Source organism: Kitasatospora purpeofusca, from assembly GCF_036010405.1.
Classification (GTDB): Bacteria; Actinomycetota; Actinomycetes; order Streptomycetales; family Streptomycetaceae; genus Kitasatospora; species Kitasatospora purpeofusca.
In genome coordinates, this window is sequence record NZ_CP108561.1 from 7,026,822 (window position 1) to 7,053,115 (window position 26,294).

The window sequence follows — 26,294 nt, forward strand, 5'->3', positions numbered from 1 at the left end:
GGAGAGTCAGTGGAACCCGTCCTTATCGTCCTGGTCGTCCTGGTCGTGGTGGCCTTCATCGCGCTGATCAAGACGATTCAGGTCATCCCGCAGGCCAGCGCCGCGATCGTGGAGCGCTTCGGCCGCTACACCCGGACGCTCAACGCCGGCCTGAACATCGTGGTCCCGTTCATCGACCGGGTCCGCAACCGGATCGACCTGCGCGAGCAGGTCGTGCCGTTCCCGCCGCAGCCGGTGATCACCCAGGACAACCTGGTGGTCAACATCGACACGGTGATCTACTACCAGGTCACCGACGCGCGGGCGGCCACCTACGAGGTCGCCAGCTACATCCAGGCGATCGAGCAGCTCACCGTCACCACGCTGCGCAACATCATCGGCTCGATGGACCTCGAATCCACCCTGACCTCGCGCGAGGTCATCAACGCCGGCCTGCGCGGCGTCCTCGACGAGGCCACCGGCAAGTGGGGCATCCGGGTCAACCGGGTCGAGCTGAAGGCCATCGAGCCGCCGACCTCGATCCAGGACTCGATGGAGAAGCAGATGCGCGCCGAGCGGGACAAGCGCGCCGCGATCCTCACCGCCGAGGGCAACCGGCAGTCCCAGATCCTGCGCGCCGAGGGCGAGAAGCAGGCCGAGGTCCTCAAGGCCGAGGGAGAGGCCCAGGCCGCCGTGCTCCGCGCCGACGGTGAGGCCGCCGCCATCCGGACCGTCTTCGAGGCGATCCACGAGGGCGACGCGGACCAGAAGCTGCTGGCCTACCAGTACCTGCAGACCCTGCCCGAGCTGGCCAAGGGCGACGCCAACAAGCTCTGGATCATCCCGAGCGAGATCGGCGACGCGCTCAAGGGCATCGGCGGCGCCTTCACCGGGGTGACCGGCGGCGCCAACGGCAGCGCGATGGCCGTCCCCACCGGGGCCCCGGCCGCCCCGCCCGCCGCCACCCAGGTGCCGATCGACCCGGCCGCCGGCCCGCGCCCGCTGGACACCGACACCAAGGGCGCCGCCCGCCCCCGGATCGACCCGCTCCGGGAGTACCGCAAGAACGACCCCGAGCAGTAAGCGGCGCGTCCCGGCTCCACCGAGTGCTCCACCGAGGGCCCGCTTCCGTACCGCACGGGGGCGGGCCCTCGGGCGTGTTCGCGCCCGGTGTGTCCTACGTCCCGAATCCTGGTCGAGGCTGGTACCGGCGCCCGTCCGTCCGGCATGATCACGGCGACAGGACCCCAACGGGAGGTGGCTCATGACGGTCTGGGAGGCGATCGCCGTCCTGGTGGCGGGCGTCGGCGCGGGGATGATCAATGTGATCGTCGGCTCCGGCACCCTCATCACCTTCCCCGTGCTGCTCGCCGTCGGACTCCCGCCGGTCACCGCCAACGTCTCCAACTCCTTCGGCCTGGTGCCCGGTTCGGCCAGCGGTGTGCTCGGCTACCGGCGCGAGCTGGTGGGCCAGGGCGCCCGGCTCGCCCGCTTCGGCACCGCCTCCCTGCTCGGCGGCGTCCTCGGCGCCTACCTGCTGATCGAACTGCCCAGCGCCGCCTTCGACGCGATCGTCCCGGTGCTGATCCTGCTCGCCCTGGTCCTCGTGGTGCTGCAACCCCGGGTCGCCAAGGCGGTCGCGGCCCGCCGCCGCCCCGACGGCGACCCGCACGGTGGACCGCTGCTGCTCGTCGGCATCTTCCTCACCGGCGTCTACGGCGGCTACTTCGGCGCGGCGCAGGGTGTCCTGCTGCTGGCCATGATGGGCATGCTGCTCCAGGAGGACCTGCAGCGGATCAACGGGGTGAAGAACGCCCTCGCGATGATCGTCAACAGTGTCGCGGCGCTGTTCTTCCTCTTCACCTCGACCGTGAACTGGACCGCCGCCGGACTGATCGCGGCCGGCTCGCTGGTCGGCGGCATGGTCGGCGCCAAGGTGGGCCGCCGCCTCCCGCCGCAGGCGCTGCGCGCCGTCATCGTCGTCGTCGGCCTGGCGGCGATCGTCAAGCTGCTCGCCACCTGATCCGGAGGGACCCCGGTACGGCCCCGGAAATGCGCCCGATCTGCGAGCGCTGCGAGGTGTCGCCGACCCAGGACGGCCCGGCCTCTATATGTTCCTACGAGTGCGCGTTCTGCGGGCCGCGCACCGAGGAAATGGCCGGCGCCCGCCCGAACCGCGGCGGCGAACTGGTCGCCCGTCCCCGACGGACGGGCTGACGACCGACCGGCCGCCGGCGACAGGACAGGAGAGCCGATGAGCCGCGAACGGCTGACCGAGGACGGGATCACCGCCGGGCTGGCGGGCCTGCCGCACTGGACGCGCGAGGGCGACAGCATCGTCCGGACCGCCGACGCCCCCGACTTCCCGGCCGGGATCAGGGTCGTGGCGGCCGTCGCCGGGACGGCCGAGGCGATGGACCACCACCCGGACATCGACATCCGCTGGCGCACCCTGCGCTTCGTCCTCTCCACCCACAGCGCCGGGGGCCTCACCGCCCTCGACCTCGACCTCGCCGCCCGGATCGACGCCGCGCTCGCCGCCGAGTCCGCCCGGTAGGCCGGAACCACGGTGCGGTCGGCCCCGTCCGACCGCACCGGAACCGTCCGCTCCGCCCCACTCCGGGGCCGTGAGATGCTGACTGCCGCATTGCCGGCGGTCGGGAGGGACGGAACGGATGGCTCAGGATCCCCTCGGCGACGGCCACCAGCAGTGGTACCCGCAGCAGGCGCCCCAGGAGTGGCCCGCCGGATACCCCGAGCACCCGGAGCACCTGGAGCCCGCCGAGTACCCGGCGCAGCAGGCGTGGCCGGGGGAGTACGGGCAGCAGGCCCACGGAGCACAGGCCTACGGAGCACAGGCGTACGGGCAGCAGGGATACGTGGAGCAGGGGTACGGACACCAGGGTTACGGACAGCAGGGTTACGCCGTCCACGACCCCCACACCCCGCAGGCCGGGTACGGCCACATCCCTCAGCAGCCCTGGCCCCACGGAACCGTCGACGCACCGGACCAGCAGCAGTACGCGCCCTATGTCGTCGTCCCGCAGCAGCCGAGCAGCGGCGAGCTGTACGCCCCCGCCGGGGCCGAGTACTCCGCCGACGGCTATCTGCGGCTGGAGCCGGATCCCGTCATCGAGCCCGAGCCCGCGCCGGAGCCGGAACCCGAGTCCGAGGCCCAGCCCGTGGCGCCCTCCTCGCGGCGGGCGGACCGCGCCGCCGGCCGGTCCGGCCTCGCCGCCAAGGCCAGGGCCGCCGCGGACGCCGTCGTCGCCGCCGAGCACACCCCCGGCCGCCGGGCCCTGCTGGTGCGCACCGGGGCGGGTGTCGCCGCCCTCGGTGTCCTGGTCGCGGCCGGCCTCATGGTCGGCCTGGAGGGCGGCGGCTCCGCCGACAACGCCACCGGCGGCGAGCCGGGCTTCACCGTCGCGCACACCCGGACCTGGGCCGCCGGTGCCGCCACCCAACCCGGCGGTGACGACACCCTGGTCGGCAGCTGGCTGCTGGGCGGCGCCGTGGTCCGCGCCGACGCCACCGGCGTCCGCGCCTACGACCTGACGGACGGCCGTCCGACCTGGTCGATGGAGCCGCCGGCCGCCGGCGCCGTGCCCTGCGCGCTGTCCCCGACCGTCAACCTGACCGGCCTCGGGGCCGTGCTGTTCCGGCCCCGGGCCGACCCCAAGAGCCCGTGCTCCCTGGTCGCGGCCGTCGACAGCGGCACCGGCCGGACGGCCTGGACCAAGTCGCTCTCCGACGCCAAGGGCGCCTACGGCGCGAGCGTCGGGGTCACCGACGACAAGGTGATAGCCGTCGGCGACAGCCACGCCGTCGCCTGGGAGGCCACCGGCGGCAACGACCTCTGGCAGTACACCGGGCAGGGGAAGTTCTGCACCCTCTCCGGCGGGGCGTCCGGCGGTACCGTCCTGGTCGCCAGCTCCTGCGCCGACTCCACCCCCGTGGACCAGGCCGTCGCGCTGAACGCCGTCGACGGCAAGGTCACCTGGTCGCGCCCCCTGAACAACCGGCCGCGGACCTCGACGGTGCTCTCCGTCGAGCCGCCGGTCGTCCTCACCACCGGCGAGAAGCCCGAGGACGACCGGGTCCTCGCCTGGGGCGCCAACGGCGACCCCGCCACCGAGATCCCGGTCGCCGGCTCCGGAGGCCGGCTCGACGTCGCCCACGGGATGTTCTCGGCCACCCCCGGGGCCTTCTTCCAGGACCGCACGATGATCACCACGGTCGCCCCGGCGAACGGCGCCGGCGGCTCCGTCGCGGTGGTCGGCTACGACCTCGACAGCGGCAAGCAGCGCTGGCGGACCACCGCGCGGGAGAAGGGCGCGGCCCGGGCGGTCGCGGTGGACGGCGGCGCCCTGGTGCTCGCGGTCGACGAGCGCCTCGACCAGCCGGCCCACCTCAGCCGTTTCGCCCTGGCCGACGGTCGGCAGACGGTCGGCGGCAACTTCCCGCCCGGTACCGGCTCGCTGCTGGTCTCCGGACGGGTGCTGATCGGCGGCGGCCGGGTCGTCGCCGTCCCCGAGCACTCGACCAACTTCGGCACCGCGACCGGCTACCGGGCGCAGGAGTAGTCGTGCCCGGCCGCGCACCGACTTCCCCCCGTCGATGCGCGGCCGAGCTTCCCCCCGGTTCCCCCCTGGTCCGGGTACCGCGTCAGGCGGCGGCGGACGCGGCGGACGCGACCACCTGGGCCGGCAGCCAGGCGGCCAGCTCACGGACGTCCGCGCCGCGCAGGCCCAGCGCCATCATCAGCGTGGCCTGCGGCGTCGGCACGAACGGCCGGCGGAGCAGCTTCATCCCCGCCTGCTCCGGCGTCCGGTCGGCCTTGCGCTGGTTGTCCTCGGAACAGGCGGCCACCGTGTTCATCCAGGTGTCCGTACCCCCGCGCGACCTGGGCTGCAGGTGGTCCACCGTGGTGGCCCGCCGGCCGCAGTAGGCGCACAGGTGCTGGTCCCGGACGAGCACCCCGCGGCGGGACCACGGAGCCTGTTGTCGGAACGGCACCCGGACGTACCGCTGGAGTCTGATCACCCGCGGCACCGGTACGGTCACCCCCGTCCCGCGCATGGTGCGCAGTGGGTGGGCCTGCTCGACCACGGCCTTGTCCTGGAGTACCAGGACCACGGCACGCTGGAGCGACACCGTTGTCAGCGGCTCGTAGCTTGCGTTCAGAACCAGCGTGCTGCGCACCTCGGCCACCCTTCCGCGGGCGTGCCACGGCGGCACGACCGTCTCCACACACGTCACTGCCGCCGCGCGGCGGTGGGACCACTCTGAAGGGGCACCGGGCCGTCGAACAACGGAATTTCCGGTGTCGCCGAGGGGCACGGTCACGACCGGACCGACGGGAACGGGATCCGACCGGAATCGGAGGACCGGGAATCCGACCCGTCCGGCGCGTCCATGCCAGTGCGGAGAAAACTCGTTGGCCGGGACCGCGTAGGCTCTACAAAGCTGGAGTCGCCCCGCACCTTGGCCCGGACGAACCGGGCCCGCACCGGGCGGGCGCCCGATCGAAGGAGAAGCGTGACCGTGACGGACATCGTCGACGAGCTGCGGTGGCGTGGGCTGATCGCCCTGTCCACCGACGAGGACGCACTGCGCAAGGCGTTCGCGGACGGCCCGGTCACGTTCTATTGCGGCTTCGACCCGACGGCCCCCAGCCTGCACCTCGGCAACCTGGTCCAGATCCTCACCATGCGCCGCATCCAGCAGGCGGGGAACCTCCCGCTCGGCCTGGTCGGCGGCGCCACCGGTCTGATCGGTGACCCGAAGCCCACCGCCGAGCGCGTGCTCAACGACCCCCAGACGGTGGCCGCCTGGGTCGACCGCCTTCGCGGCCAGATCTCGCGGTTCCTCGACTTCGAGGGCCCGTACGCGGCGCGCATGGTCAACAACCTGGACTGGACCTCCGGGATGTCCGCGATCAGCCTGCTGCGCGACGTGGGCAAGTACTTCCGCGTCAACAACATGATCGCCAAGGAGGCCGTTTCCCGACGGCTGAACTCCGACGCGGGCATCAGCTACACCGAGTTCAGCTACCAGATCCTGCAGGGCATGGACTACCTGGAGCTGAACCGCCGCTACGGCTGCAGCCTGCAGACCGGCGGCAGCGACCAGTGGGGCAACCTCACGGCCGGTACGGACCTGATCCGCAAGGCCGACGGAAAGTCCGTGCACGCGCTGGCCACGCCGCTGATCGTCAAGGCGGACGGCACCAAGTTCGGCAAGACGGAGTCCGGCACGGTCTGGCTCGACCCCGAGCTGACCACCCCGTACGCCTTCTACCAGTTCTGGCTGAACGCGGACGACCGGGACGTTTCCAACTTCCTGCGGATCTTCAGCTTCCGCTCGCAGGCGGAGGTGGAGGAGCTGGAGCGCGAGAGCACCGAGCGCCCGGCCGCCCGCCTCGCCCAGCGCGCGCTGGCCGAGGAACTGACCACGCTGGTGCACGGCGCCGAGCAGTACGAGCGCGCGGTCGCCGCGTCCAAGGCGCTGTTCGGCCAGGGCGACCTCGCCGACCTGGAGGCCCCGACCCTGGCGGCGGCGCTGGCCGAGGTCCCCAAGGCCGAGGTCACCGAGCTCCAGTCGATCGTCGACCTGCTGGTCGCCGTCGGTCTCTCCCCGAGCCGTTCGGCCGCGCGCCGGACGATCAAGGAGGGCGGTGCCTACCTCAACAACGTCAAGGTGACGGACGAGGAGGCAGTGCCGGCCGAGACCGATCTGCTGCACGGCCGCTGGCTGGTCCTGCGCCGCGGGAAGCGGAACCTGGCCGCCGCCGAGCTGGCCAAGTGACCGAAACCCGACGCCGCTGACCTGCGGCTTCGACTCTCAGGGGCGGGATCCAGCCGGATCCTGCCCCTGATGTTTGACGGTGTCCGCCAGGTGGACTAGTGTTGAACGAGTCGCTGAAACGGCCATCCCATCGAGTGCTTGTCGCTCGGAGCATGAATTTCGAGTAACTCTCGGAATACGCTAATGTGGAGGACGTCGCAAGAAAGCGACCCCGGCCAGTTCGGGAAATCCGATGAATGAAACTCCGGAAAACGGAGCGGAAAACATCTGATAAGCTGGGAACACGAAAGAACGAAGCGCCCGGAGGGCCGGTGTGAAAGCCGCCTGAAGGAAGTGTCCGTTCCTTGAGAACTCAACAGCGTGCCAAAAGTCAACGCCAGATATGTTGACATCCCCGGCCTCAGGGTTTCCTGGGGTTGGAGATTCCTTTTGAAGTAAAACACTAGCGAGGACGCAGTGCGCGGGGCCGCCCAATTCCGGTGGTTGCCGTGCCGCTCGACGCGAGTGGTGCTCGATTGCGAGCAGACATTCACGGAGAGTTTGATCCTGGCTCAGGACGAACGCTGGCGGCGTGCTTAACACATGCAAGTCGAACGGTGAAGCCCTTCGGGGTGGATCAGTGGCGAACGGGTGAGTAACACGTGGGCAATCTGCCCTGCACTCTGGGACAAGCCCTGGAAACGGGGTCTAATACCGGATATGACCTGGGACCGCATGGTCCCGGGTGTAAAGCTCCGGCGGTGCAGGATGAGCCCGCGGCCTATCAGCTTGTTGGTGGGGTAATGGCCTACCAAGGCGACGACGGGTAGCCGGCCTGAGAGGGCGACCGGCCACACTGGGACTGAGACACGGCCCAGACTCCTACGGGAGGCAGCAGTGGGGAATATTGCACAATGGGCGAAAGCCTGATGCAGCGACGCCGCGTGAGGGATGACGGCCTTCGGGTTGTAAACCTCTTTCAGCAGGGAAGAAGCGCAAGTGACGGTACCTGCAGAAGAAGCACCGGCTAACTACGTGCCAGCAGCCGCGGTAATACGTAGGGTGCGAGCGTTGTCCGGAATTATTGGGCGTAAAGAGCTCGTAGGCGGCCTGTCGCGTCGGATGTGAAAGCCCGGGGCTCAACCCCGGGTCTGCATTCGATACGGGCAGGCTAGAGTGTGGTAGGGGAGATCGGAATTCCTGGTGTAGCGGTGAAATGCGCAGATATCAGGAGGAACACCGGTGGCGAAGGCGGATCTCTGGGCCATTACTGACGCTGAGGAGCGAAAGCGTGGGGAGCGAACAGGATTAGATACCCTGGTAGTCCACGCCGTAAACGTTGGGAACTAGGTGTTGGCGACATTCCACGTCGTCGGTGCCGCAGCTAACGCATTAAGTTCCCCGCCTGGGGAGTACGGCCGCAAGGCTAAAACTCAAAGGAATTGACGGGGGCCCGCACAAGCAGCGGAGCATGTGGCTTAATTCGACGCAACGCGAAGAACCTTACCAAGGCTTGACATATACCGGAAACGGCCAGAGATGGTCGCCCCCTTGTGGTCGGTATACAGGTGGTGCATGGTTGTCGTCAGCTCGTGTCGTGAGATGTTGGGTTAAGTCCCGCAACGAGCGCAACCCTTGTTCTGTGTTGCCAGCATGCCTTTCGGGGTGATGGGGACTCACAGGAGACTGCCGGGGTCAACTCGGAGGAAGGTGGGGACGACGTCAAATCATCATGCCCCTTATGTCTTGGGCTGCACACGTGCTACAATGGTCGGTACAAAGGGCTGCGATGCCGCGAGGCGGAGCGAATCCCAAAAAGCCGGCCTCAGTTCGGATTGGGGTCTGCAACTCGACCCCATGAAGTTGGAGTTGCTAGTAATCGCAGATCAGCATGCTGCGGTGAATACGTTCCCGGGCCTTGTACACACCGCCCGTCACGTCACGAAAGTCGGTAACACCCGAAGCCGGTGGCCTAACCCGTAAGGGGAGGAGCCGTCGAAGGTGGGACCAGCGATTGGGACGAAGTCGTAACAAGGTAGCCGTACCGGAAGGTGCGGCTGGATCACCTCCTTTCTAAGGAGCGATGTGCCGCTTGCAGGCGAATGTCCTGCACGGTTGCTCATGGGTGGAACGTTGACTATTCGGCACACTTGGTTGGCATCCGTCAGTACTGCTTCGGCGTGGAAAACGGATTGTTGATGGGGTGTGTCGGGCACGTTGTTGGGTCCTGAGGGAACGGCCGTATGGTCTGTTTCTTCAGTGCCGGTCTCATGCGAGGCAAGTTTTCGGACTTGTCGAGTGTGGGTGTCTGGTCGTTGTTTGAGAACTGCACAGTGGACGCGAGCATCTGTGGCCAAGTTTTTAAGGGCGCACGGTGGATGCCTTGGCACCAGGAACCGATGAAGGACGTGGGAGGCCACGATAGTCCCCGGGGAGCCGTCAACCAGGCTTTGATCCGGGGGTTTCCGAATGGGGAAACCCGGCAGTCGTCATGGGCTGTCACCCATACCTGAACACATAGGGTATGTGGAGGGAACGCGGGGAAGTGAAACATCTCAGTACCCGCAGGAAGAGAAAACAACCGTGATTCCGGGAGTAGTGGCGAGCGAAACCGGATGAGGCTAAACCATGAGCGTGTGAGACCCGGCAGGGGTTGCGCTGATGGGGTCGTGGGATTTTTCTTGACCGGTCTGCCGGCCGGTCGGCGAGTCAGAAACCGTATGGGTAGTCGAAGGACATGCGAAAGGTCCGGCGTAGAGGGTAAGACCCCCGTAGACGAAATCTGTACGGCTCGTTTGAAGAACTCCCAAGTAGCACGGGGCCCGAGAAATCCCGTGTGAATCTGGCGGGACCACCCGCTAAGCCTAAATATTCCCTGGTGACCGATAGCGGATAGTACCGTGAGGGAATGGTGAAAAGTACCGCGGGAGCGGAGTGAAATAGTACCTGAAACCGTGTGCCTACAAGCCGTGGGAGCGTCGGACATGCAGCTTGCTGTGTGTCTCGTGACTGCGTGCCTTTTGAAGAATGAGCCTGCGAGTTTGCGGTGTGTAGCGAGGTTAACCCGTGTGGGGTAGCCGTAGCGAAAGCGAGTCCGAACAGGGCGATACAGTTGCATGCCCAAGACCCGAAGCGGAGTGATCTAGCCATGGGCAGGTTGAAGCGGAGGTAAGACTTCGTGGAGGACCGAACCCACCAGGGTTGAAAACCTGGGGGATGACCTGTGGTTAGGGGTGAAAGGCCAATCAAACTCCGTGATAGCTGGTTCTCCCCGAAATGCATTTAGGTGCAGCGTCACGTGTTTCTTGCCGGAGGTAGAGCACTGGATAGGCGATGGGCCTCACCGGGTTACTGACCTTAGCCAAACTCCGAATGCCGGTAAGTGAGAGCGTGGCAGTGAGACTGTGGGGGATAAGCTCCATGGTCGAGAGGGAAACAGCCCAGAACACCGACTAAGGTCCCTAAGCGTGTGCTAAGTGGGAAAGGATGTGGAGTCGCAGAGACAACCAGGAGGTTGGCTTAGAAGCAGCCACCCTTGAAAGAGTGCGTAATAGCTCACTGGTCAAGTGATTCCGCGCCGACAATGTAGCGGGGCTCAAGCACATCACCGAAGTCGTGTCATTGCAGCATATAGGGCCAACGCCTGCTGTGATGGGTAGGGGAGCGTCGTGTGCCGGGTGAAGCGGCGGTGGAAACCAGTCGTGGACGGTACACGAGTGAGAATGCAGGCATGAGTAGCGATACAAGAGTGGGAAACTCTTGCGCCGATTGACCAAGGGTTCCTGGGTCAAGCTGATCTGCCCAGGGTAAGTCGGGACCTAAGGCGAGGCCGACAGGCGTAGTCGATGGACAACGGGTTGATATTCCCGTACCCGCTTTGAAGCGCCAACGCTGAACCAGGTGATGCTAAAGCCGTGAAGCCGGCCCGGAGTCTTCGGACGAAGGGACGTGGTGGAGCCGCTGGACCAAGTCTGTACTAGGTGAGCGATGGGGTGACGCAGGAAGGTAGTCCAGCCCGGGCGGTGGTTGTCCCGGGGTAAGGGTGTAGGCCGAGTGATAGGCAAATCCGTCACTCATCAAGGCTGAGACCTGATGCCGAGCCGATTGTGGTGAAGTGGATGATCCTATGCTGTCGAGAAAAGCCTCTAGCGAGTTTCATGGCGGCCCGTACCCCAAACCGACTCAGGTGGTCAGGTAGAGAATACCGAGGCGTTCGGGTGAACTATGGTTAAGGAACTCGGCAAAATGCCCCCGTAACTTCGGGAGAAGGGGGCCATTCCTGGTGACGGCACTTGCTGCCAGAGCTGGGGGTGGCCGCAGAGACCAGCGAGAAGCGACTGTTTACTAAAAACACAGGTCCGTGCGAAGCCGTAAGGCGATGTATACGGACTGACGCCTGCCCGGTGCTGGAACGTTAAGGGGACCGGTTAGCTCTGATTCGTCGGGGCGAGGCTGAGAACTTAAGCGCCAGTAAACGGCGGTGGTAACTATAACCATCCTAAGGTAGCGAAATTCCTTGTCGGGTAAGTTCCGACCTGCACGAATGGCGTAACGACTTCTCGACTGTCTCAACCATAGGCCCGGTGAAATTGCATTACGAGTAAAGATGCTCGTTTCGCGCAGCAGGACGGAAAGACCCCGGGACCTTTACTATAGCTTGATATTGGTGTTCGGTTCGGCTTGTGTAGGATAGGTGGGAGACTTTGAAGCCGTGACGCCAGTCATGGTGGAGTCGTCGTTGAAATACCACTCTGGTCGTGCTGGATGTCTAACCTGGGTCCGTGATCCGGATCAGGGACAGTGTCTGGTGGGTAGTTTAACTGGGGCGGTTGCCTCCTAAAGAGTAACGGAGGCGCCCAAAGGTTCCCTCAGCCTGGTTGGCAATCAGGTGTTGAGTGTAAGTGCACAAGGGAGCTTGACTGTGAGACTGACGGGTCGAGCAGGGACGAAAGTCGGGACTAGTGATCCGGCGGTGGCTTGTGGAAGCGCCGTCGCTCAACGGATAAAAGGTACCCCGGGGATAACAGGCTGATCTTCCCCAAGAGTCCATATCGACGGGATGGTTTGGCACCTCGATGTCGGCTCGTCGCATCCTGGGGCTGGAGTAGGTCCCAAGGGTTGGGCTGTTCGCCCATTAAAGCGGTACGCGAGCTGGGTTTAGAACGTCGTGAGACAGTTCGGTCCCTATCCGCTGTGCGCGTAGGAGTGTTGAGAAGGGCTGTCCCTAGTACGAGAGGACCGGGACGGACGAACCTCTGGTGTGCCAGTTGTCCTGCCAAGGGCATGGCTGGTTGGCTACGTTCGGGAGGGATAACCGCTGAAAGCATCTAAGCGGGAAGCCTGCTTCGAGATGAGCACTCCCACCTCCTTGAGAGGGTAAGGCTCCCAGTAGACGACTGGGTTGATAGGCCGGATATGGAAGCCCTGTGAGGGGTGGAGTTGACCGGTACTAATAGGCCGAGGGCTTGTCCTCAGACGCTCGCGTTCACTGTGTGGTTCCCGGGTAGCGAACAGCTATCGCCGGCGAACACAAGAAACACTTATCAACTAAAAAGTGTGTTTCGCTGAATACCCGATAGGGTTTCGGTGGTCATAGCGTGAGGGAAACGCCCGGTTACATTCCGAACCCGGAAGCTAAGCCTCACAGCGCCGATGGTACTGCAGGGGGGACCCTGTGGGAGAGTAGGACGCCGCCGAACAATTATTCAAAGCCGCGGCCCCCAGCGAATCGCTGGGGGCCGCGGCTTTTTTGCGTTGTGCGCATGTGTGTACGACCGGCAGGACAGGGACTTCCGCCCGGACGCGGGGTGTCCCTGGATGTCGGACAATGGAGAAGGTGCACGGCCAGGAGGTCGGCGCCGAACCGCGAGCGGGCAGTGGTGCTGCCCGGTGCGCGGTGGAGATGAAGAAGCAGAAGGAGTCACCACGATGGCGAACGAGCCCCAGGACCGTCCCGAGCGTCGATCGGACGACGGCCGCGGCTACGAGCCCCGGTCTCGCGGGAGCTGGTCCAACGACCGTGCTCCGCGACGCGACGACCGCAGCGACGACCGTGGCGGCTTCCGCCGCGACGACCGCGGCGGCCGTCCCGCCGGCGGTGGCTACGGCGGTGGCCGTGACGACCGCGGCGGCGACCGTGGCGGCTTCCGTCGCGACGACCGTGGTGGTGACCGCCCCTACAGCGGCGGTGGCGGCGGCGGTTTCCGTCGTGACGACCGTGGTGACCGTCCGACCGGTGGTGGCGGCGGCTTCCGCCGTGACGACCGTGGCGGCGACCGCCCGTCGGGTGGCGGCTTCCGCCGCGACGACCGCCCGGGTGGGTTCCGTCGCGATGACCGCGGTGACCGCCCCTCCGGCGGTGGTTTCGGTGGTGGCCGTGACGACCGTGGTGGCGACCGCGGCGGTTTCCGTCGTGACGACCGTGGTGACCGTCCGACCGGTGGCGGTGGCTTCCGTCGTGACGACCGTGGTGACCGTCCGACCGGTGGCGGTGGCTTCCGTCGTGACGACCGTGGTGACCGTCCGACCGGTGGCGGTGGCTTCCGTCGTGACGACCGTGGTGACCGTCCGACCGGTGGCGGTGGCTTCCGTCGCGATGACCGTGGTGACCGTCCGACCGGTGGCGGTGGCTTCCGTCGCGATGACCGTGGTGACCGTCCGACCGGTGGCGGTGGCTTCCGTCGTGACGACCGTGGTGACCGTCCGACCGGTGGCGGCGGTTTCCGTCGTGACGACCGTGGTGACCGTCCCACCGGTGGTGGCTTCCGTCGTGACGACCGCCCGGGTGGTTTCGGTGGCGGTCGTGACGACCGTGGTGGCGACCGCGGTGGCTTCCGTCGTGACGACCGTGGTGACCGTCCGACCGGCGGTGGCTTCCGTCGCGATGACCGTGGTGACCGTCCGACCGGTGGTGGTGGCTTCCGTCGTGACGACCGCGGCGACCGTCCCTCGGGCGGTGGTTTCGGTGGTGGTCGTGACGACCGCGGTGGCGACCGCGGCGGTTTCCGTCGCGATGACCGTGGTGACCGTCCGACCGGTGGCGGCGGTTTCCGTCGCGATGACCGTGGCGGCGACCGCCCGGCCGGTGGTGGCTTCCGTCGTGACGACCGTGGTGACCGTCCCACCGGTGGTGGCTTCCGCCGCGACGACCGCCCCAGCGGGTTCCGTCGTGACGACCGCGGCGACCGTCCCTCGGGCGGTGGTTTCGGTGGTGGTCGTGACGACCGTGGTGGCGACCGCCCCTACGGCGGCGGCGGTGGCGGCGGCTTCCGCCGTGACGACCGCGGCGACCGCGGCGACCGTCCCTCGGGCGGCGGCTACGGCCGTGACCGCGACGACCGCGGCGGCTACCGGGGTGGCCGCGACGAGCGCGGCGGCGGCCGGGACTACCAGGACGACCGCCGGGGCAACTACGAGCCGGTCAAGCGCCTGCCGATCCCCGAGGACGTCACCGGCTTCGAGATCGACGCGGATGTGCGCCAGGAGCTCAAGAGCCTGCCCAAGACGCTCGCGGACGATGTCGCCCGCAACCTGGTGATGGTCGCCCGGCTGCTCGACGACGAGCCGGAGGAGGCCTACCAGTACTCGCGCGTCGCGCTGCGGCTGGCCTCCCGCGTCGCCGCCGTCCGTGAGGCGGCCGGTTTCGCCTCGTACGTGACCCAGCGCTACTCGGAGGCGCTGACCGAGTTCCGTGCCGCCCGTCGGATGACCGGTCGCGCGGACCTGTGGCCGGTGATGGCCGACTGCGAGCGCGGCCTGGGCCGCCCGGAGAAGGCGCTGGCGATGGCCGGCGAGCCCGAGGTGAAGCAGCTGGACAAGGCCGGCCAGGTCGAGATGCGTCTCGTCGCGGCCGGTGCGCGCGGTGACATGGAGCAGTTCGACGCCGCCGTCGTCACCCTGCAGAGCTCCGAGCTGGCCTCGTCCGCGGTGCACCCGTGGACCGCGCGCCTGCGTTACGCCTACGCCGAGGCGCTGATCGCGGCCGGCCGCGGCGACGAGGCCCGTGACTGGTTCGCCAAGGCCGTCGAGGCGGACACCGACGGCACCACCAACGCCGCCGAGCGTCTCGCCGAGATCGACGGTGTGGAGTTCATCGACGCCCTCGACCCGGAGCTCGCCGAGGAGGAGGCCGAGCAGGCCGCCGAGCCGGCCGCCCGCAAGGGTGGCGAGTCCTCGGACGAGCGGGTCATCTTCGAGGACGAGGAGGACGTCGAGGAGTTCTACGACGAGGACGACCTCGAGATCGACGAGGAGTTCGACGGCGTGGTGCCGGAGCGTTCCGCCGAGCGCGACGACAAGTAGTCGACGGCCCCGACCGCCGGCGGGTGCTGGCGGTCGGGCGCGTCACGAGTGAGGCCCTGCCGCACCCCGGGAGATCCGGAGTGCGGCAGGGCCTCACTGCGTTCGGAGCCACTACGGCGTCAGCCCAGCTCCAGGTTGCGCAGCACCAGACCGGTGGCCGGCTTCGGGCCGAAGGAGGTGGACTTGCGCGGCATGGTGACGCCCTGTTCGGCGAGCCGGCGGACCACGCTCTCCCGCACCGGGTGCAGCAGGACGGCCGTGCCGCCGCTGCGGGCGGCCTCGCGCTCGGCGGCGACCGCGGTGTGCAGGTAGCCGATGTCGTCGGGGCCGTCCGGGACCCGCCAGGTGTGGTCGAGCAGCGTGGCGTGCAGGACGGTGGCGTCCAGGTGGCGCCACTCCTCGGGCTTGTCCTGCGGCACGGTGGCGTCGAGCAGGGCCTCGTCGGGGTCGGTGACGAGGTGGTAGACGCCGTTCCCGCCGGTGAGCAGGAAGCCGCTGCCGCCGTGCCGCTTCTGCTCGGAGAGTGCCTGCAGCGCGCCGTCCAGCGGGCCGGGGACCTCCTTGACCTGCCACTGGCCGCCGAGCCGGGCCAGGGCCTCCTCGACCGGCAGCCGGTAGAGCACCCGGTGGATGGCCCGCACCCGCAGCGGATAGCGGGCGGTGTCGACCAGCAGGACCAGGCCCCGGTCCCAGGGGCTGCGGGGCAGGTGCCGGTGCTCGCGCTGGAGGCGCAGGTACATCTCCCAGCGGTGGTGGCCGTCGGCGATGAGGGCGCGGCAGGTGGCCAGGTCGCGGCCGATCTCGGCGATCTCGGCCGGGTCGGTGACCGCCCACAGCCGGTGGTGGGTGCCGTCGGTGGTGGTCGTGGTGAGCAGCGGCTCGGCGCGGACGGCGCGTTCGATCACGTCGGACGCCCCGCCGCTGCCCCGGTAGGTGAGCAGCAGCGGTTCGAGGTTGGCCCGGGTGGTGCGCATCAGGCCGACCCGGTCGGCGACCGGCCGGGGCATCACGTCCTCGTGGGGGAGGACCACGCCGGCCTCGCTGCCGCTGACGGCGAGGGCGCCGATGAGTCCGCGCTGGAGGACCTCCGCGCTGCCGTCGGCGGCGGGGACGCGCTGCTCGTAGACGTAGAGGGCCGGCTCGGGGTCGGCGGCCAGGACGCCTTCGCGCTGCCACTCGCGCAGCAGCCTGGCGGCGTGCCGGTAGCGGGTGTCGCGGTCGGGGCGGTCTCCGGTGTCCTCGGGCTCGGGGCGCGGGAGGATCAGCCGGACCACGTTGTGCGGGTCGGCGGTCTCCAGGTCGAGCCTTCGGCCGGGGTCGACGACGTCGTACGGGGGTGAGGTGACGGCGGCCAGGGCGCCGACCCGGTCGGGGTCGTAGCGGAGGCCGCGGAACGGGGACAGGGACAGGCCTGCGGTGGCGACGTGGCCGGGATTGCCGGGGCCGCCCTGCGGAGACTCCACTCCGCTTTCTGCACTGGGTGTGCTCATTCTGGGCATCGTAACCGGGTACGCGTTGTTCAGAGATCGGAACACCCGTGCCGGACCGGTGGCCGGGTGTCGTGACCGAGGGCGAGGTTCGGGGTGGACGAGCGCGACGAGCGGGTGGACGACGGCGCTGGTGGCGGTGCGGACACCGGTGGTGGCGGGGCGGTTTCGTCCGGGCAGCAGCAGCGGTCCGGTGAGCCGGAGGGGGATGTCTACGAGTGGTTCCGCCGGGGTGCGCGGCTGCTGGCCCAGGGGAACCCGGCGGCGGCCGAGCAGCTGTTGGCCCGGGCGGCCTCGGCGGAGCCGGACTCGCGCAGTATTCGGGAGGCGCTGGCCCGGGCGCAGTTCGACGCGGGGTCGTACGCGGCGGCGCTGGAGAACTTCCGGACCGTGGCGCTGGCCGATCCGTCGGACGACTACGCTCAGTTCGGGTGGGGTGTGGCGGCGGCCCGGCTGGGTGATTTCGAGGCCTCCGCCGAGCATCTGGCGCTGGCCGTGGCGATGCGGCCGGAGAACGACCACTACCGGGCGGCGCTGCGGCAGACCCGGGCGACGCTGACGGCCCGGGCCGGGGGGTTCGGTCCGCTGCTGCCGGGGGCGCCGGGTTACCTGGAGCCGCCGACCGGGGCGGACGGGCCGGGTCCGGGAATCGGGTCGGGGCCGGGAACCACGGAGGGTCCGGAGCCGACCGGTGATCGGGACCGGCAGGACGGTTGAGCCGGTGCGGTGCCCGACGGGTGCGGTTCCGGCCGCCGCGCGGACTCCCGACGGACGAGTACGACTGACGTGATGAGTGAGGTAGAGCAGGCATGACCGAAACGGCCACCACCGTGCGACGGACCGCCCCGGGCGGCAGCGAGCTGCCGCTGACCGAGGCGTACGACACGGCACTGCTGGACCTCGACGGCGTGGTGTACGCCGGTCCGAACGCGATCGAGTACGCCGTGGAGTCGCTCGACGCGGCCCGCGCCGCCGGGATGCGGCTGGCGTACGTGACCAACAACGCCTCCCGGCCGCCCCGGGTGGTCGCCGAGCACCTGACCGAGCTGGGGGTGCCGGCCGAGGCGGCGGACGTGATCAACTCCGCCCAGGCCGCCGCCCGGGTGCTCGCCGAGAAGCTGCCGGCCGGCGCGAAGGTGCTGGTGGTCGGCGGGCTCGGCCTGGAGGAGGCGCTGGCCGAGCGCGGCCTGGTCGCCGTCCGGACCCTGGCCGAGGAGCCGCTGGCGGTGGTGCAGGGCTTCGACGCCTCGGTGGGGTGGACGCATCTGGCGGAGGCCTCCTACGCGGTGCAGTCCGGGCTGCCGTGGGTGGCGTCCAACACCGATGTGACGGTGCCGACCGCGCGCGGGATCGCGCCGGGCAACGGGATGCTGGTGGCGGCGGTGCGGGCGGCGACCGGGGTGGAGCCGGAGGTGGCGGGCAAGCCGCTGCCGCCGATGCACCGCGAGACGGTGCTGCGGACCGGGGCGAAGCGGCCGCTGGTGGTCGGTGACCGGCTGGACACGGACATCGAGGGCGCGTTCAACGGCGGGGTGGACAGCCTGCTGGTCTTCACCGGGGTGACGACGGCGGCGCAGCTGCTGGCGGCCCCGGCCGAGCACCGGCCGACGTACCTGGCGGAGGACCTGCGGGGCTTGCTGACCGCGCACGCGCCGGTCACGGCCGGGGAGGGCGGCGGGTTCGGCTGCGGCGGCTTCGTCGCGGTGGCGCAGGACGGCGTGCTGCGGCTGGAGGGTGTCGGGGCGGACCGCTGGGACGGTCTGCGGGCGCTGTGCGCGGCGGCCTGGACGGCGCTGGACGCGGACGGCGCGCCGGTGGACGGGCGGAAGGCGCTGGCCGAGCTGGGGTTCTGAGCCCGGGACCGGGGCCGCTCCTGGAGCGGCCCCGGTCGCCGGCCGGTCGGTGGCCGGGTCAGAGCAGGGTGCGCAACCGCAGCAGGTCGCGGAAGCCCGCCTCCAGCTTGATCCGGCCGCCGACCCAGGCCGAGGCGAAGTTGAGCCGGCCGCCGACCAGGGCGAGCAGGTCGTCGCTGCCCATGGTGAGCCGGATGTCGGCCTTCTCGGTGGGGCCGCCGGGGTGCTGCTCGACGTCCTGGATGCTCCCGGCGCGCAGCTGCCCGGTGAAGGTCAGGTCGAGGTCGGTGATCCGGCAGCTCAGCGAGCGGTCGAGGCCGGCCGCCGTGCGGACGTCGCCGGTGGCCTTGGCGAGGTTGAGGCTGAGCTGCTCCAGTGCCTCGCGGCACTCCTCGGCGTTGGCCATGGCGGTGGATCCCCTCCCCGGAAGGGCCGCCGCGCCCCCGGCGGGTGGCGGGGTCCGGTGGCGGCCGACTGCCGGGCCACGCTACCGCAGGAGGGTTTTGGCGGTAGCGTCGTCGGTGGGATGCCCGGATCCGTCCGGGCGCCGTGGCGACGGAGCGATGCGCGCAGGCGAATGGGAGGCACCCGGATGCTGCCGAAGACGGTACGAGGAGCGGTGGCGGCCGCGGCCGTACTGGTGGAGGAGGTGGGCAAGCGGGTCGTCGGAACGGCGGCCGGTCTGCTGGAGAAGGGCGGGATCGACGTCACGGAGGTGGAGCGCCGCTTCGGCGGACAGTTCCCTCCGTCGGCGCAGTCCTTGCAGACGCTCGCCGAGGAGGCGGTGACCGCCGGGCGGGCCGGGGTGGACCTGGCCGTCGGGGTGGCGCGCGGTGAGGTCGAGAAGGTCTTCGAGAAGGTCGGCGACCAGGTGACCAAGGTGGGCGTGGTGCTGGCCTACCTGGAGAGCAAGCTGCGCGAGGTCGAGGAGGAGGACGAGGGGGCGCCGTCGGAGCAGGCCGGGTCGCCGCCCGCGCCCCGGGCCGGCGGGCTGTTCGAGGACGGCTGGGAGCAGGAGACGAGGGGTTCGGCGGGGGCCGAGCGGATAGTGGTGGACGAGCCGGTGGAGGTCGACCCGCCGGTGCCGCCGAACGGGACGGCGGTGGCGGCGCAGGCCCTCTCGGAGAAGGCCACGGAGAAGACCGCCGAGAAGGCCGCCGAGAGGACCGTCGCGAAGAAGGCTGCGGCGCCGAAGCCCGACGCCGCGAAGAAGGCCGCGCCGGCCGCGAAGAAGGCGGCGGCCAAGAAGACGGCGGTGAAGAAGACGGCCGTCAAGAAGACCTCGACCGCGAAGAGGGCGACGGCCGCCAAGAAGCCGGCCGAGGCCGGGTCGGAGCAGCCGCCCGCCAAGCGCACCGCCACCCGGAAGACCACGGTCCGCCGGACCAGCACCACGAAGAAGCCCGATGCCTGAACCGGAGGGCCGGACCGCCGCCGCTCCCGTCCCCGCCCCCGGTGAGCCGCTGCCGCTCGGCGTCGAGCTCACGCCCACCGGGCACCCGGCGGTGGACGCCGGGCTGGCCCGGCTGGCGGCGCTGGACGGGGTGCCGACCGACGCACACGTCGCGGTGTACGAAGATGTCCATCAGCGGCTCGCCGACACGCTGGCCGCGCTCGACCGGGACTGACCGGGGCGAGCGGGAACCACCGTAGGAGCTGAAACACCAGTGGCAGTGGCACGACGCCGACTCGACGCGGAGCTGGTCCGCCGCAAGCTGGCCCGGTCCCGGGAGCACGCCTCCGAGCTGATCGCGGCCGGCCGGGTGACCGTCGGCGGGACCACCGCGACCAAGCCGGCCACCCAGGTGGAGACCGCGGCGGCGGTCGTGGTGGCCGCGGACGACAACGATCCCGACTACGTGTCGCGCGGCGGCCACAAGCTCGCCGGGGCGTTCGCGGCGTTCGTGCCGCAGGGCCTGGTCGTCGAGGGCCGCCGGGCGCTGGACGCGGGCGCGTCCACCGGCGGGTTCACCGATGTGCTGCTGCGGGCGGGCGCCGCCCACGTGCTGGCGGTGGACGTCGGCTACGGGCAGCTGGCCTGGTCGCTGCAGAGTGACGACCGGGTGACCGTGATGGACCGCACCAACGTCCGGGAGCTGACCCCGGAGATGATCGGCGGCACCCGGGTCGACCTGGTGGTGGGGGACCTGTCCTTCATCTCGCTGGGCCTGGTGCTGCCCGCGCTGGCCGGCTGCGCCGCCCCGGACGCGGACCTGGTGCTGATGGTCAAGCCGCAGTTCGAGATCGGCAAGGAGCGCCTCGGCAGCGGCGGCGTGGTGCGCAGCCCGCAGCTGCGGGCCGAGATGGTGCGCCAGGTGGCCGGGCAGGCCTGGTTGCTCGGGCTGGGTGTGCGGGCGGTCACCGCGAGCCCCCTGCCGGGGCCGTCGGGCAATGTCGAGTACTTCCTCTGGATGCGCCGGGACGCACCGCAGCTGGACCCCGCGGAGGCGGACCGGGCTGTCGCCGAAGGCCCCCGATAGGGTGCTCTGCGAACGTCCGGTCCGTCATGCTGGGTGGCGCGGCCGTACCGGGCCGACGACGACCCGGCCGGCGTAGGGAGAGGGCAGCGGGCATGAGTGATGAACGTACGGTCTTCCTGATCGCGCACACGGGCCGCGAGGCGGCGCTGCGCAGTGTCGAGGGACTGGTGCACGGCCTGCTGAAGGCGGGGATCCGGATCAGACTGCTGGCTGCCGAGGCGGTCGACCTGGACCTGCCGGACGGCGTGGAGACGGTGGCCGGGGGGCCTGGCGCGGCCGACGGCTGCGAGCTGATCCTGGTCGCCGGCGGGGACGGGACCCTGCTGCGCGGGGCGGAGTTGGCGCGCGAGCACGGGCTGCCGATGCTCGGCATCAACCTGGGCCGGGTCGGGTTCCTGGCCGAGGCGGAGCGGGACGACCTGGCGGTGGTGGTCGAGCGGGTGGTCGACGCCGACTACGAGGTCGAGGAGCGGATGACCCTCGACGTGATCGTCCGGACCAACGGTGACGTGGTGCACCACGACTGGGCGCTGAACGAGGCCTCGATCGAGAAGGCGGCCAGGGAGCGGATGCTCGAGGTGGTGACCGAGGTGGACGGCCGTCCGGTCTCCAACTTCGGCTGCGACGGCGTGGTGTGCGCGACGCCGACCGGCTCGACGGCGTACGCGTTCTCCGGCGGCGGGCCGGTGGTCTGGCCCGAGGTGGAGGCCCTGCTGATGGTGCCGATCAGCGCGCACGCGCTGTTCGCCCGGCCGCTGGTGGCCTCGCCGAACTCGGTGCTGGCGGTGGAGGTGCAGCCGAAGACCCCGCACGGGGTGCTGTGGTGCGACGGCCGCCGTTCGGTCGAACTGCCCGCCGGGGCGCGGGTGGAGGTGCGCCGGGGGCAGACGCCGGTGCGGCTGGCCAGGCTGCACCGGGCGCCGTTCACGGACCGGCTGGTGGCCAAGTTCGCGCTGCCGGTGACCGGTTGGCGCGGCCGGGCGGACACCGCCTGAGTTCCGCGGAGCGGGCGGACCGGGTGACTCGGCGTCGCCCGGTCCGCCGTTCCGTCAGACCGCGAGCGGCTGGTTGTCGTCGGTGCCCCGCCAGCCGCCGTCGTCCTCGGCGCGGGCGGCGGTCTCCGCCAGCCGGCGGACGGCGGCCGGCACGGCCGGGGCGGGCACGGTGAGCGGGATCCGGATGTGGTGCTCGAAGGCGCCGTCGGAGCCGAACCGGTTGCCGGCCGCGAGCCGGACCCCGGAGCGCTCGCCGGCCCGGGCCAGCGCCGTGCCCGACACCCCGCCGGTGGCGACCCAGAACGACAGCCCGCCCGGCGGCACGGTGAAGCGCCAGTGCGGCAGCTGCTCGCGCAGGGCGGTGGTGAGCGCCTCGGCGGTGTCCCGCAGCCGGGTCAGCTGGTGGGCGCGGACGGCCGGCAGGTCCTCGGCCAGCAGCTCGGCGGCGATCAGCTGGTCCAGCACGGGGGCGCCGACGTCGCTGTAGACCCGGGTGGTGGCCAGTCGGCGGACCAGCGCGGGGGCGGCGCGCACCCAGCCGATCCGCAGGCCGCCCCAGAGCAGCTTCCCGGCCGAGCCGACGGTGACCACCTGGGCGGCGCGGTCCAGCGCGGCGGTCGGGCGGGGGAGCGGCACTCGTTCGGGCAGGCCCCAGCCGAGTTCGGCGGTGGTCTCGTCGACCAGCACCACGGCGCCGGCGGACCGGGCGGCGGCGAGCAGTTCGCGCCGCTGCTCCTCGTCGATCAGCGCTCCGGTGGGGTTGTGGAAGTCGGGGATCACATAGACGGCCTTCGGCGCGGCCCCGCCCAGCACCCGCCGCCACTCGGCGAGGTCCCAGCGCGGCCCGCCCCCGCCGCCCGGCCCGGGGGGCGTGTGGAGCAGGGGGACGGGGACCGGTCGGGCCTCGCTGAGCCGCAGCGCCTGGAGGGTGTGGGCGTAGCTGGGGGCCTCGACGGCGACCCGGTCGCCCCGGCCGAGCAGGGCCTGCCGGACCAGGTGCAGGGCGCCCATCGCGCCGATGGTGATCAGGATCTGGTCCGGGGTGGTCGGCAGGCCGCGCTCGGTGTACCGGCGGGCCACGGCCTCGCGCAGCACCGGGACGCCGGTCGGGTAGTGGCCGTGCCCGGCGGCGTAGGCGGGCAGCTGGTCGACGGCGCGGGCGGCGGCCGCGGAGAGGAAGGGCTGCGGGGCGGGCAGCGCGGCGACGCCGAGGTCCAGGATGTTGCCCTGCTCGTCCGGCGGGACGGGGTGCAGGGCGTCGCTGGGCGGGGCGGAGCCCTCGGGCAGGGCGGTCCAGCTGCCGGCGCCGCGCCGGCTGTGCAGGTACCCCTCGGCCCGCAGGGCCTCGTAGGCGGTGGCGACAGTGGTGCGGCTGAGCCCGAGGGCCAGGGCGAGCTCGCGTTCGGCGGGCAGCCGGGCGCCGACCGGCAGCCGGCCCTCCGAGACCAGCAGCCGGATCCGGGCGGCGAGCGCGCGGTAGGCGGGGCGGCGGGCGGCGCCGGGCGGTTCGGGCAGCCGGGCGGTGGCGAGCAGCCGGGCGAGCGCCGGGGGAGCGACGGTGGTCTGCCAGTCGGCCAAGGTGATCAGTCCACTTACTCGTGATTGGCCCTGTCTTGGGCCCTATTGGCTTGGCCATCATGACAGGGCGGCTGTAGAGACCGCCACTGTCGGGCCGGTCCGCCGGCGGTGCAGCACCATCTGTCCGGAGATTCCATGGCCACCACGAGCGCCCTCCCTTCCCCGTCCCCGTCGTCCCCGTCCGAGTGCCCGTCCGGGCCCGCGTCGCCGTCCCCCGCCGCCGGGGCGGCCGGTGCCGCCCCCGCCGGTGCCGCCGCCCGGCCCGGTCCGCTGCTGCGGCTGCTGGGCGACACCCACGCCCTGGGCCGCCGCCTGCCGCAGCTGGTGGTCGGCCTCGCCCTCTACGGCGGCAGCATGGGCCTGATGCTCCGCTCCGGCCTCGGGCTCGACCCGTGGGACGTGTTCCACCAGGGGCTCCAGGGCAGCTTCGGCCTCTCGGTGGGCGCCTGGGTCACCATCTGCGGGGCCCTGGTGCTGCTGCTGTGGATCCCGCTGCGCCAGCTGCCCGGGGTCGGCACGGTCGCCAATGTGCTGCTGATCGGCGCCGCGATGGACCTCACCCTGCGCTTCGTCGGCACCCCGGAGGCGCTCCCGGTCCGGATCGTGCTGATGGTCACCGCGATCGTGCTCAACGGCCTGGCCACCGGGCTGTACATCGGCGCCCGGCTGGGCCCGGGGCCGAGGGACGGGCTGATGACCGGGCTGCACCGGCGCACCGGGGGCTCGCTGCGGCTGATCCGCACGGGCATCGAGCTGGTGGTGCTGGCGGTGGGCGTCCTGCTCGGCGGCACGGCCGGGGTGGGCACCGTCGCGTACGCGCTGACGATCGGCCCGCTCGCGCAGTTCTTCCTGCCCTGGTTCACCGTGCCCACCGCCGAGCAGGCCGGAAAGCCCGGTCCGGGCGAGTAACGGGTCGCCCGGCCCGTCCCGGGCCGGGGCCGCCGGTGGGGCGGGCACGGAGGACCGCCCCGGCTCACGGCGCGGCCCGTCCGGAAACGCCCGGAACGGATGAACTTGGGGGCACGGAGTTGCCGCGCGTCGTTGCCGCTCGTCGCGCGGCGGGTGCGGAACCTCGTAAGGTCGTCTCCGTGTTGGACGAGATGCGGATACGGGATCTCGGGGTCATCGACGACGCTGTCGTCGAGCTGGCCCCCGGCTTCACAGCGGTGACCGGGGAGACCGGAGCCGGCAAGACCATGGTGGTGACCAGCCTCGGCCTGCTGCTCGGCGGCCGGGCCGACCCGGGCCTGGTGCGCAACGGCAGCGAGCGCGCGGTCGTCGAGGGGCGCCTGCACCTGCCGCCCGGCTCGCCGGTGGCCGCCCGCGCCGTCGAGGCCGGTGCCGAGCTGGACGACGGCGCGCTGCTGATCAGCCGGACCGTCTCCGCCGAGGGCCGCTCCCGCGCCCACGTCGGCGGCCGGTCCGTCCCGGTCGGGCTACTCGCCGAGCTCGGCGAGGACCTCGTCGCCGTGCACGGCCAGACCGACCAGCAGCGGCTGCTGCGCCCGGCCCGCCAGCGCGGCGCCCTGGACCGGTACGCGGGCGAGTCGCTCGCCGAGCCGCTGGCCCGCTACCGCGAGGTGTACCGCCGGCTGCGCGAGGTCTCCTCGACGCTGGAGGAGCTGACCACCCGGGCCCGCGAGCGCGCCCAGGAGGCTGACCTGCTGCGGTTCGGCCTCGACGAGGTCGCCGCCGCCGAACCGGTGGCGGGCGAGGACGAGGGGCTGTCCGCCGAGGCCGAGCGGCTCGGCCACGCCGACGCGCTCTCCTCCGCCGCGACCCTCGCCCACGCCGCCCTGGCCGGCGACCCGGCCGACCCGGAGGCGCTGGACGCGGGCACCCTGCTCGCCCAGTCCCGCCGCGCGCTGGACGCCGTCCGGCACCACGACGAGCGGCTCGCCGCCCTCGCCGACCGGCTCAACGAGGTCGGCTACCTGCTCGCCGACGTGGCCGGCGACCTGGCCGGCTACGCCGACGACCTGGACGCCGACCCGGTCCGGCTGGCCGCCGTCGAGGACCGCCGGGCCGTGCTGTCCCAGCTGCTGCGCAAGTACGGCGGCCCGGAGAACTCGCTGGCCGAGGTGATCGCCTGGGCCGAGTCCGGCTCCGCCCGGCTCTCCGAGCTCGACGGCGACGACGAGCGGATCGACGAGCTCGGCGCCCGGGAGACCGAGCTGCGCGGCGAGCTGGCCGAACTCGCGGCCGAGGTGTCTGCCGCCCGGCAGGCCGCCGCCGGGCGCTTCGCGGCGGCCGTCTCCGCCGAGCTCGCCGAACTGGCCATGCCGCACGCCCGGGTCACCTTCGCGATCAGCCAGGTCGACGACCTGTCCGGGATCGAGATCGAGGGCCGGACCGTCGCCTACGGGCCGCACGGCGTGGACGAGGTCGAGGTGCTGCTGGCCCCGCACCCCGGCGCCCAGCCCCGGCCGATCGCCAAGGGTGCCTCGGGCGGCGAGCTGTCCCGGGTGATGCTCGCCGTCGAGGTGGTCTTCGCCGGCGCCGACCCCGTCCCCACCTATCTGTTCGACGAGGTGGACGCGGGCGTCGGCGGCAAGGCGGCGGTCGAGATCGGCCGCCGGCTCGCCAAGCTCGCCGAGAGTGCCCAGGTCGTCGTCGTCACCCACCTGCCGCAGGTGGCGGCCTTCGCCGACCGCCACCTGGTGGTCGAGAAGACCAACGACGGCACCGTGACCCGCAGCGGCGTCAAGGTGCTGACCGACGAGGAGCGGGTCCGCGAGCTCTCCCGGATGCTGGCCGGCCTGGAGGACTCCGAGCTCGGCCGGGCGCACGCGGAGGAGTTGCTCGCCGCGGCCCGCGCCCCCCGCCACCGCTGAA

General features: G+C 70.8%; 20 protein-coding genes and 3 rRNA genes. 19 read left to right on the forward strand and 4 right to left on the reverse strand.

From position 1 onward, the window contains the following. Positions 1-9 precede the first annotated feature (9 nt). The 5 genes from OG715_RS30820 (at position 10) to OG715_RS30840 (ending at position 4,562) form a co-directional block, all read left to right on the forward strand. Positions 10-1,062, forward strand: a complete 1,053-nt coding sequence (locus tag OG715_RS30820; protein ID WP_266274024.1) for an SPFH domain-containing protein — start codon at positions 10-12, stop codon at positions 1,060-1,062. 181 nt (positions 1,063-1,243) lie between these two features. Continuing rightward, positions 1,244-2,002 carry a sulfite exporter TauE/SafE family protein gene (locus OG715_RS30825; protein ID WP_266274023.1) on the forward strand — a complete coding sequence of 253 codons (759 nt, stop codon included), beginning with the start codon at positions 1,244-1,246 and terminating at the stop codon, positions 2,000-2,002. 29 nt (positions 2,003-2,031) lie between these two features. Continuing rightward, entirely contained in the window at positions 2,032-2,196 is a 165-nt protein-coding gene (locus tag OG715_RS30830; protein ID WP_266274022.1) for a DUF1272 domain-containing protein, read from the forward strand. A gap of 37 nt (positions 2,197-2,233) precedes the next feature. After that, positions 2,234-2,536: a 4a-hydroxytetrahydrobiopterin dehydratase gene (locus OG715_RS30835; RefSeq protein ID WP_266274021.1), complete on the forward strand. Its 303-nt coding sequence runs from the start codon at positions 2,234-2,236 to the stop codon at positions 2,534-2,536. Positions 2,537-2,654: 118 nt separating this feature from the next. Then, positions 2,655-4,562: an outer membrane protein assembly factor BamB family protein gene (locus tag OG715_RS30840; RefSeq protein WP_266274020.1), complete on the forward strand. Its 1,908-nt coding sequence runs from the start codon at positions 2,655-2,657 to the stop codon at positions 4,560-4,562. Between the two features lie 82 nt (positions 4,563-4,644). Here OG715_RS30840 and OG715_RS30845 read toward each other — a convergent pair whose 3' ends face one another. Further along, a complete protein-coding gene (locus OG715_RS30845; RefSeq protein ID WP_266274019.1) occupies positions 4,645-5,181 on the reverse strand; it encodes an HNH endonuclease in 537 nt (178 codons plus the stop codon). Between the two features lie 342 nt (positions 5,182-5,523). Here OG715_RS30845 and tyrS point away from each other — a divergent pair, with 342 nt between their 5' ends. The 6 genes from tyrS (at position 5,524) to OG715_RS30875 (ending at position 15,066) form a co-directional block, all read left to right on the forward strand. Continuing rightward, entirely contained in the window at positions 5,524-6,786 is a 1,263-nt protein-coding gene (gene tyrS / locus OG715_RS30850) for a tyrosine--tRNA ligase (protein WP_266274653.1), read from the forward strand. Positions 6,787-7,314: 528 nt separating this feature from the next. Continuing rightward, positions 7,315-8,838, forward strand: a 16S ribosomal RNA gene (locus tag OG715_RS30855). 278 nt (positions 8,839-9,116) lie between these two features. Then, positions 9,117-12,238 (forward strand): 23S ribosomal RNA (locus tag OG715_RS30860). Between the two features lie 109 nt (positions 12,239-12,347). Next, a 5S ribosomal RNA gene (rrf, locus tag OG715_RS30865) occupies positions 12,348-12,464 on the forward strand. The 16S, 23S and 5S rRNA genes sit together here, the layout of an rRNA operon. Before the next feature lie 128 nt (positions 12,465-12,592). Further along, positions 12,593-14,302 (forward strand): hypothetical protein, encoded by a 1,710-nt coding sequence (locus OG715_RS30870; protein ID WP_266274764.1) that lies wholly within the window; start codon positions 12,593-12,595, stop codon positions 14,300-14,302. After that, a complete protein-coding gene (locus OG715_RS30875) occupies positions 14,194-15,066 on the forward strand; it encodes a tetratricopeptide repeat protein (RefSeq protein WP_266274652.1) in 873 nt (290 codons plus the stop codon). The genes OG715_RS30870 and OG715_RS30875 overlap by 109 nt, the downstream gene beginning before the upstream one ends. A gap of 119 nt (positions 15,067-15,185) precedes the next feature. Here OG715_RS30875 and OG715_RS30880 read toward each other — a convergent pair whose 3' ends face one another. Beyond that, positions 15,186-16,556 carry a DUF1015 domain-containing protein gene (locus OG715_RS30880; RefSeq protein WP_266274018.1) on the reverse strand — a complete coding sequence of 457 codons (1,371 nt, stop codon included), beginning with the start codon at positions 16,554-16,556 and terminating at the stop codon, positions 15,186-15,188. A 93-nt stretch (positions 16,557-16,649) separates the two neighbouring features. On the opposite strand from OG715_RS30880, the gene OG715_RS30885 reads away from it, so the two are divergent. Together OG715_RS30885 and OG715_RS30890 are read left to right on the forward strand one after the other, a co-directional pair. Beyond that, the gene (locus OG715_RS30885; RefSeq protein ID WP_266274017.1) at positions 16,650-17,270 is read left to right on the forward strand and encodes a tetratricopeptide repeat protein; all 621 of its coding nucleotides are present in this window, start codon (positions 16,650-16,652) and stop codon (positions 17,268-17,270) included. Between the two features lie 92 nt (positions 17,271-17,362). Next, positions 17,363-18,406, forward strand: coding sequence for an HAD-IIA family hydrolase (locus OG715_RS30890; RefSeq protein WP_266274016.1), 1,044 nt, complete (start codon positions 17,363-17,365; stop codon positions 18,404-18,406). A 58-nt stretch (positions 18,407-18,464) separates the two neighbouring features. On the opposite strand, the gene OG715_RS30895 is transcribed toward OG715_RS30890, so the two are convergent. After that, positions 18,465-18,812: an SCP2 sterol-binding domain-containing protein gene (locus OG715_RS30895; RefSeq protein WP_266274015.1), complete on the reverse strand. Its 348-nt coding sequence runs from the start codon at positions 18,810-18,812 to the stop codon at positions 18,465-18,467. A 186-nt stretch (positions 18,813-18,998) separates the two neighbouring features. On the opposite strand from OG715_RS30895, the gene OG715_RS30900 reads away from it, so the two are divergent. The 4 genes from OG715_RS30900 (at position 18,999) to OG715_RS30915 (ending at position 21,881) form a co-directional block, all read left to right on the forward strand. Further along, entirely contained in the window at positions 18,999-19,820 is an 822-nt protein-coding gene (locus OG715_RS30900) for a hypothetical protein (RefSeq protein ID WP_266274014.1), read from the forward strand. Then, the gene (locus OG715_RS30905) at positions 19,813-20,034 is read left to right on the forward strand and encodes a hypothetical protein (protein WP_266274013.1); all 222 of its coding nucleotides are present in this window, start codon (positions 19,813-19,815) and stop codon (positions 20,032-20,034) included. Before OG715_RS30900 ends, OG715_RS30905 begins: the two co-directional genes overlap by 8 nt. Before the next feature lie 45 nt (positions 20,035-20,079). Then, positions 20,080-20,886, forward strand: coding sequence for a TlyA family RNA methyltransferase (locus tag OG715_RS30910; protein ID WP_266274650.1), 807 nt, complete (start codon positions 20,080-20,082; stop codon positions 20,884-20,886). 92 nt (positions 20,887-20,978) lie between these two features. After that, a complete protein-coding gene (locus OG715_RS30915) occupies positions 20,979-21,881 on the forward strand; it encodes an NAD kinase (RefSeq protein WP_266274012.1) in 903 nt (300 codons plus the stop codon). 54 nt (positions 21,882-21,935) lie between these two features. Here OG715_RS30915 and yczR read toward each other — a convergent pair whose 3' ends face one another. Next, positions 21,936-23,459, reverse strand: a complete 1,524-nt coding sequence (yczR, locus tag OG715_RS30920; RefSeq protein WP_266274011.1) for a MocR-like transcription factor YczR — start codon at positions 23,457-23,459, stop codon at positions 21,936-21,938. 135 nt (positions 23,460-23,594) lie between these two features. On the opposite strand from yczR, the gene yczE reads away from it, so the two are divergent. Beyond that, positions 23,595-24,368, forward strand: a complete 774-nt coding sequence (gene yczE / locus OG715_RS30925; RefSeq protein ID WP_407661040.1) for a membrane protein YczE — start codon at positions 23,595-23,597, stop codon at positions 24,366-24,368. Positions 24,369-24,559: 191 nt separating this feature from the next. Next, the gene (gene recN, locus OG715_RS30930) at positions 24,560-26,293 is read left to right on the forward strand and encodes a DNA repair protein RecN (protein ID WP_266274647.1); all 1,734 of its coding nucleotides are present in this window, start codon (positions 24,560-24,562) and stop codon (positions 26,291-26,293) included. Position 26,294: the final 1 nt, after the last annotated feature.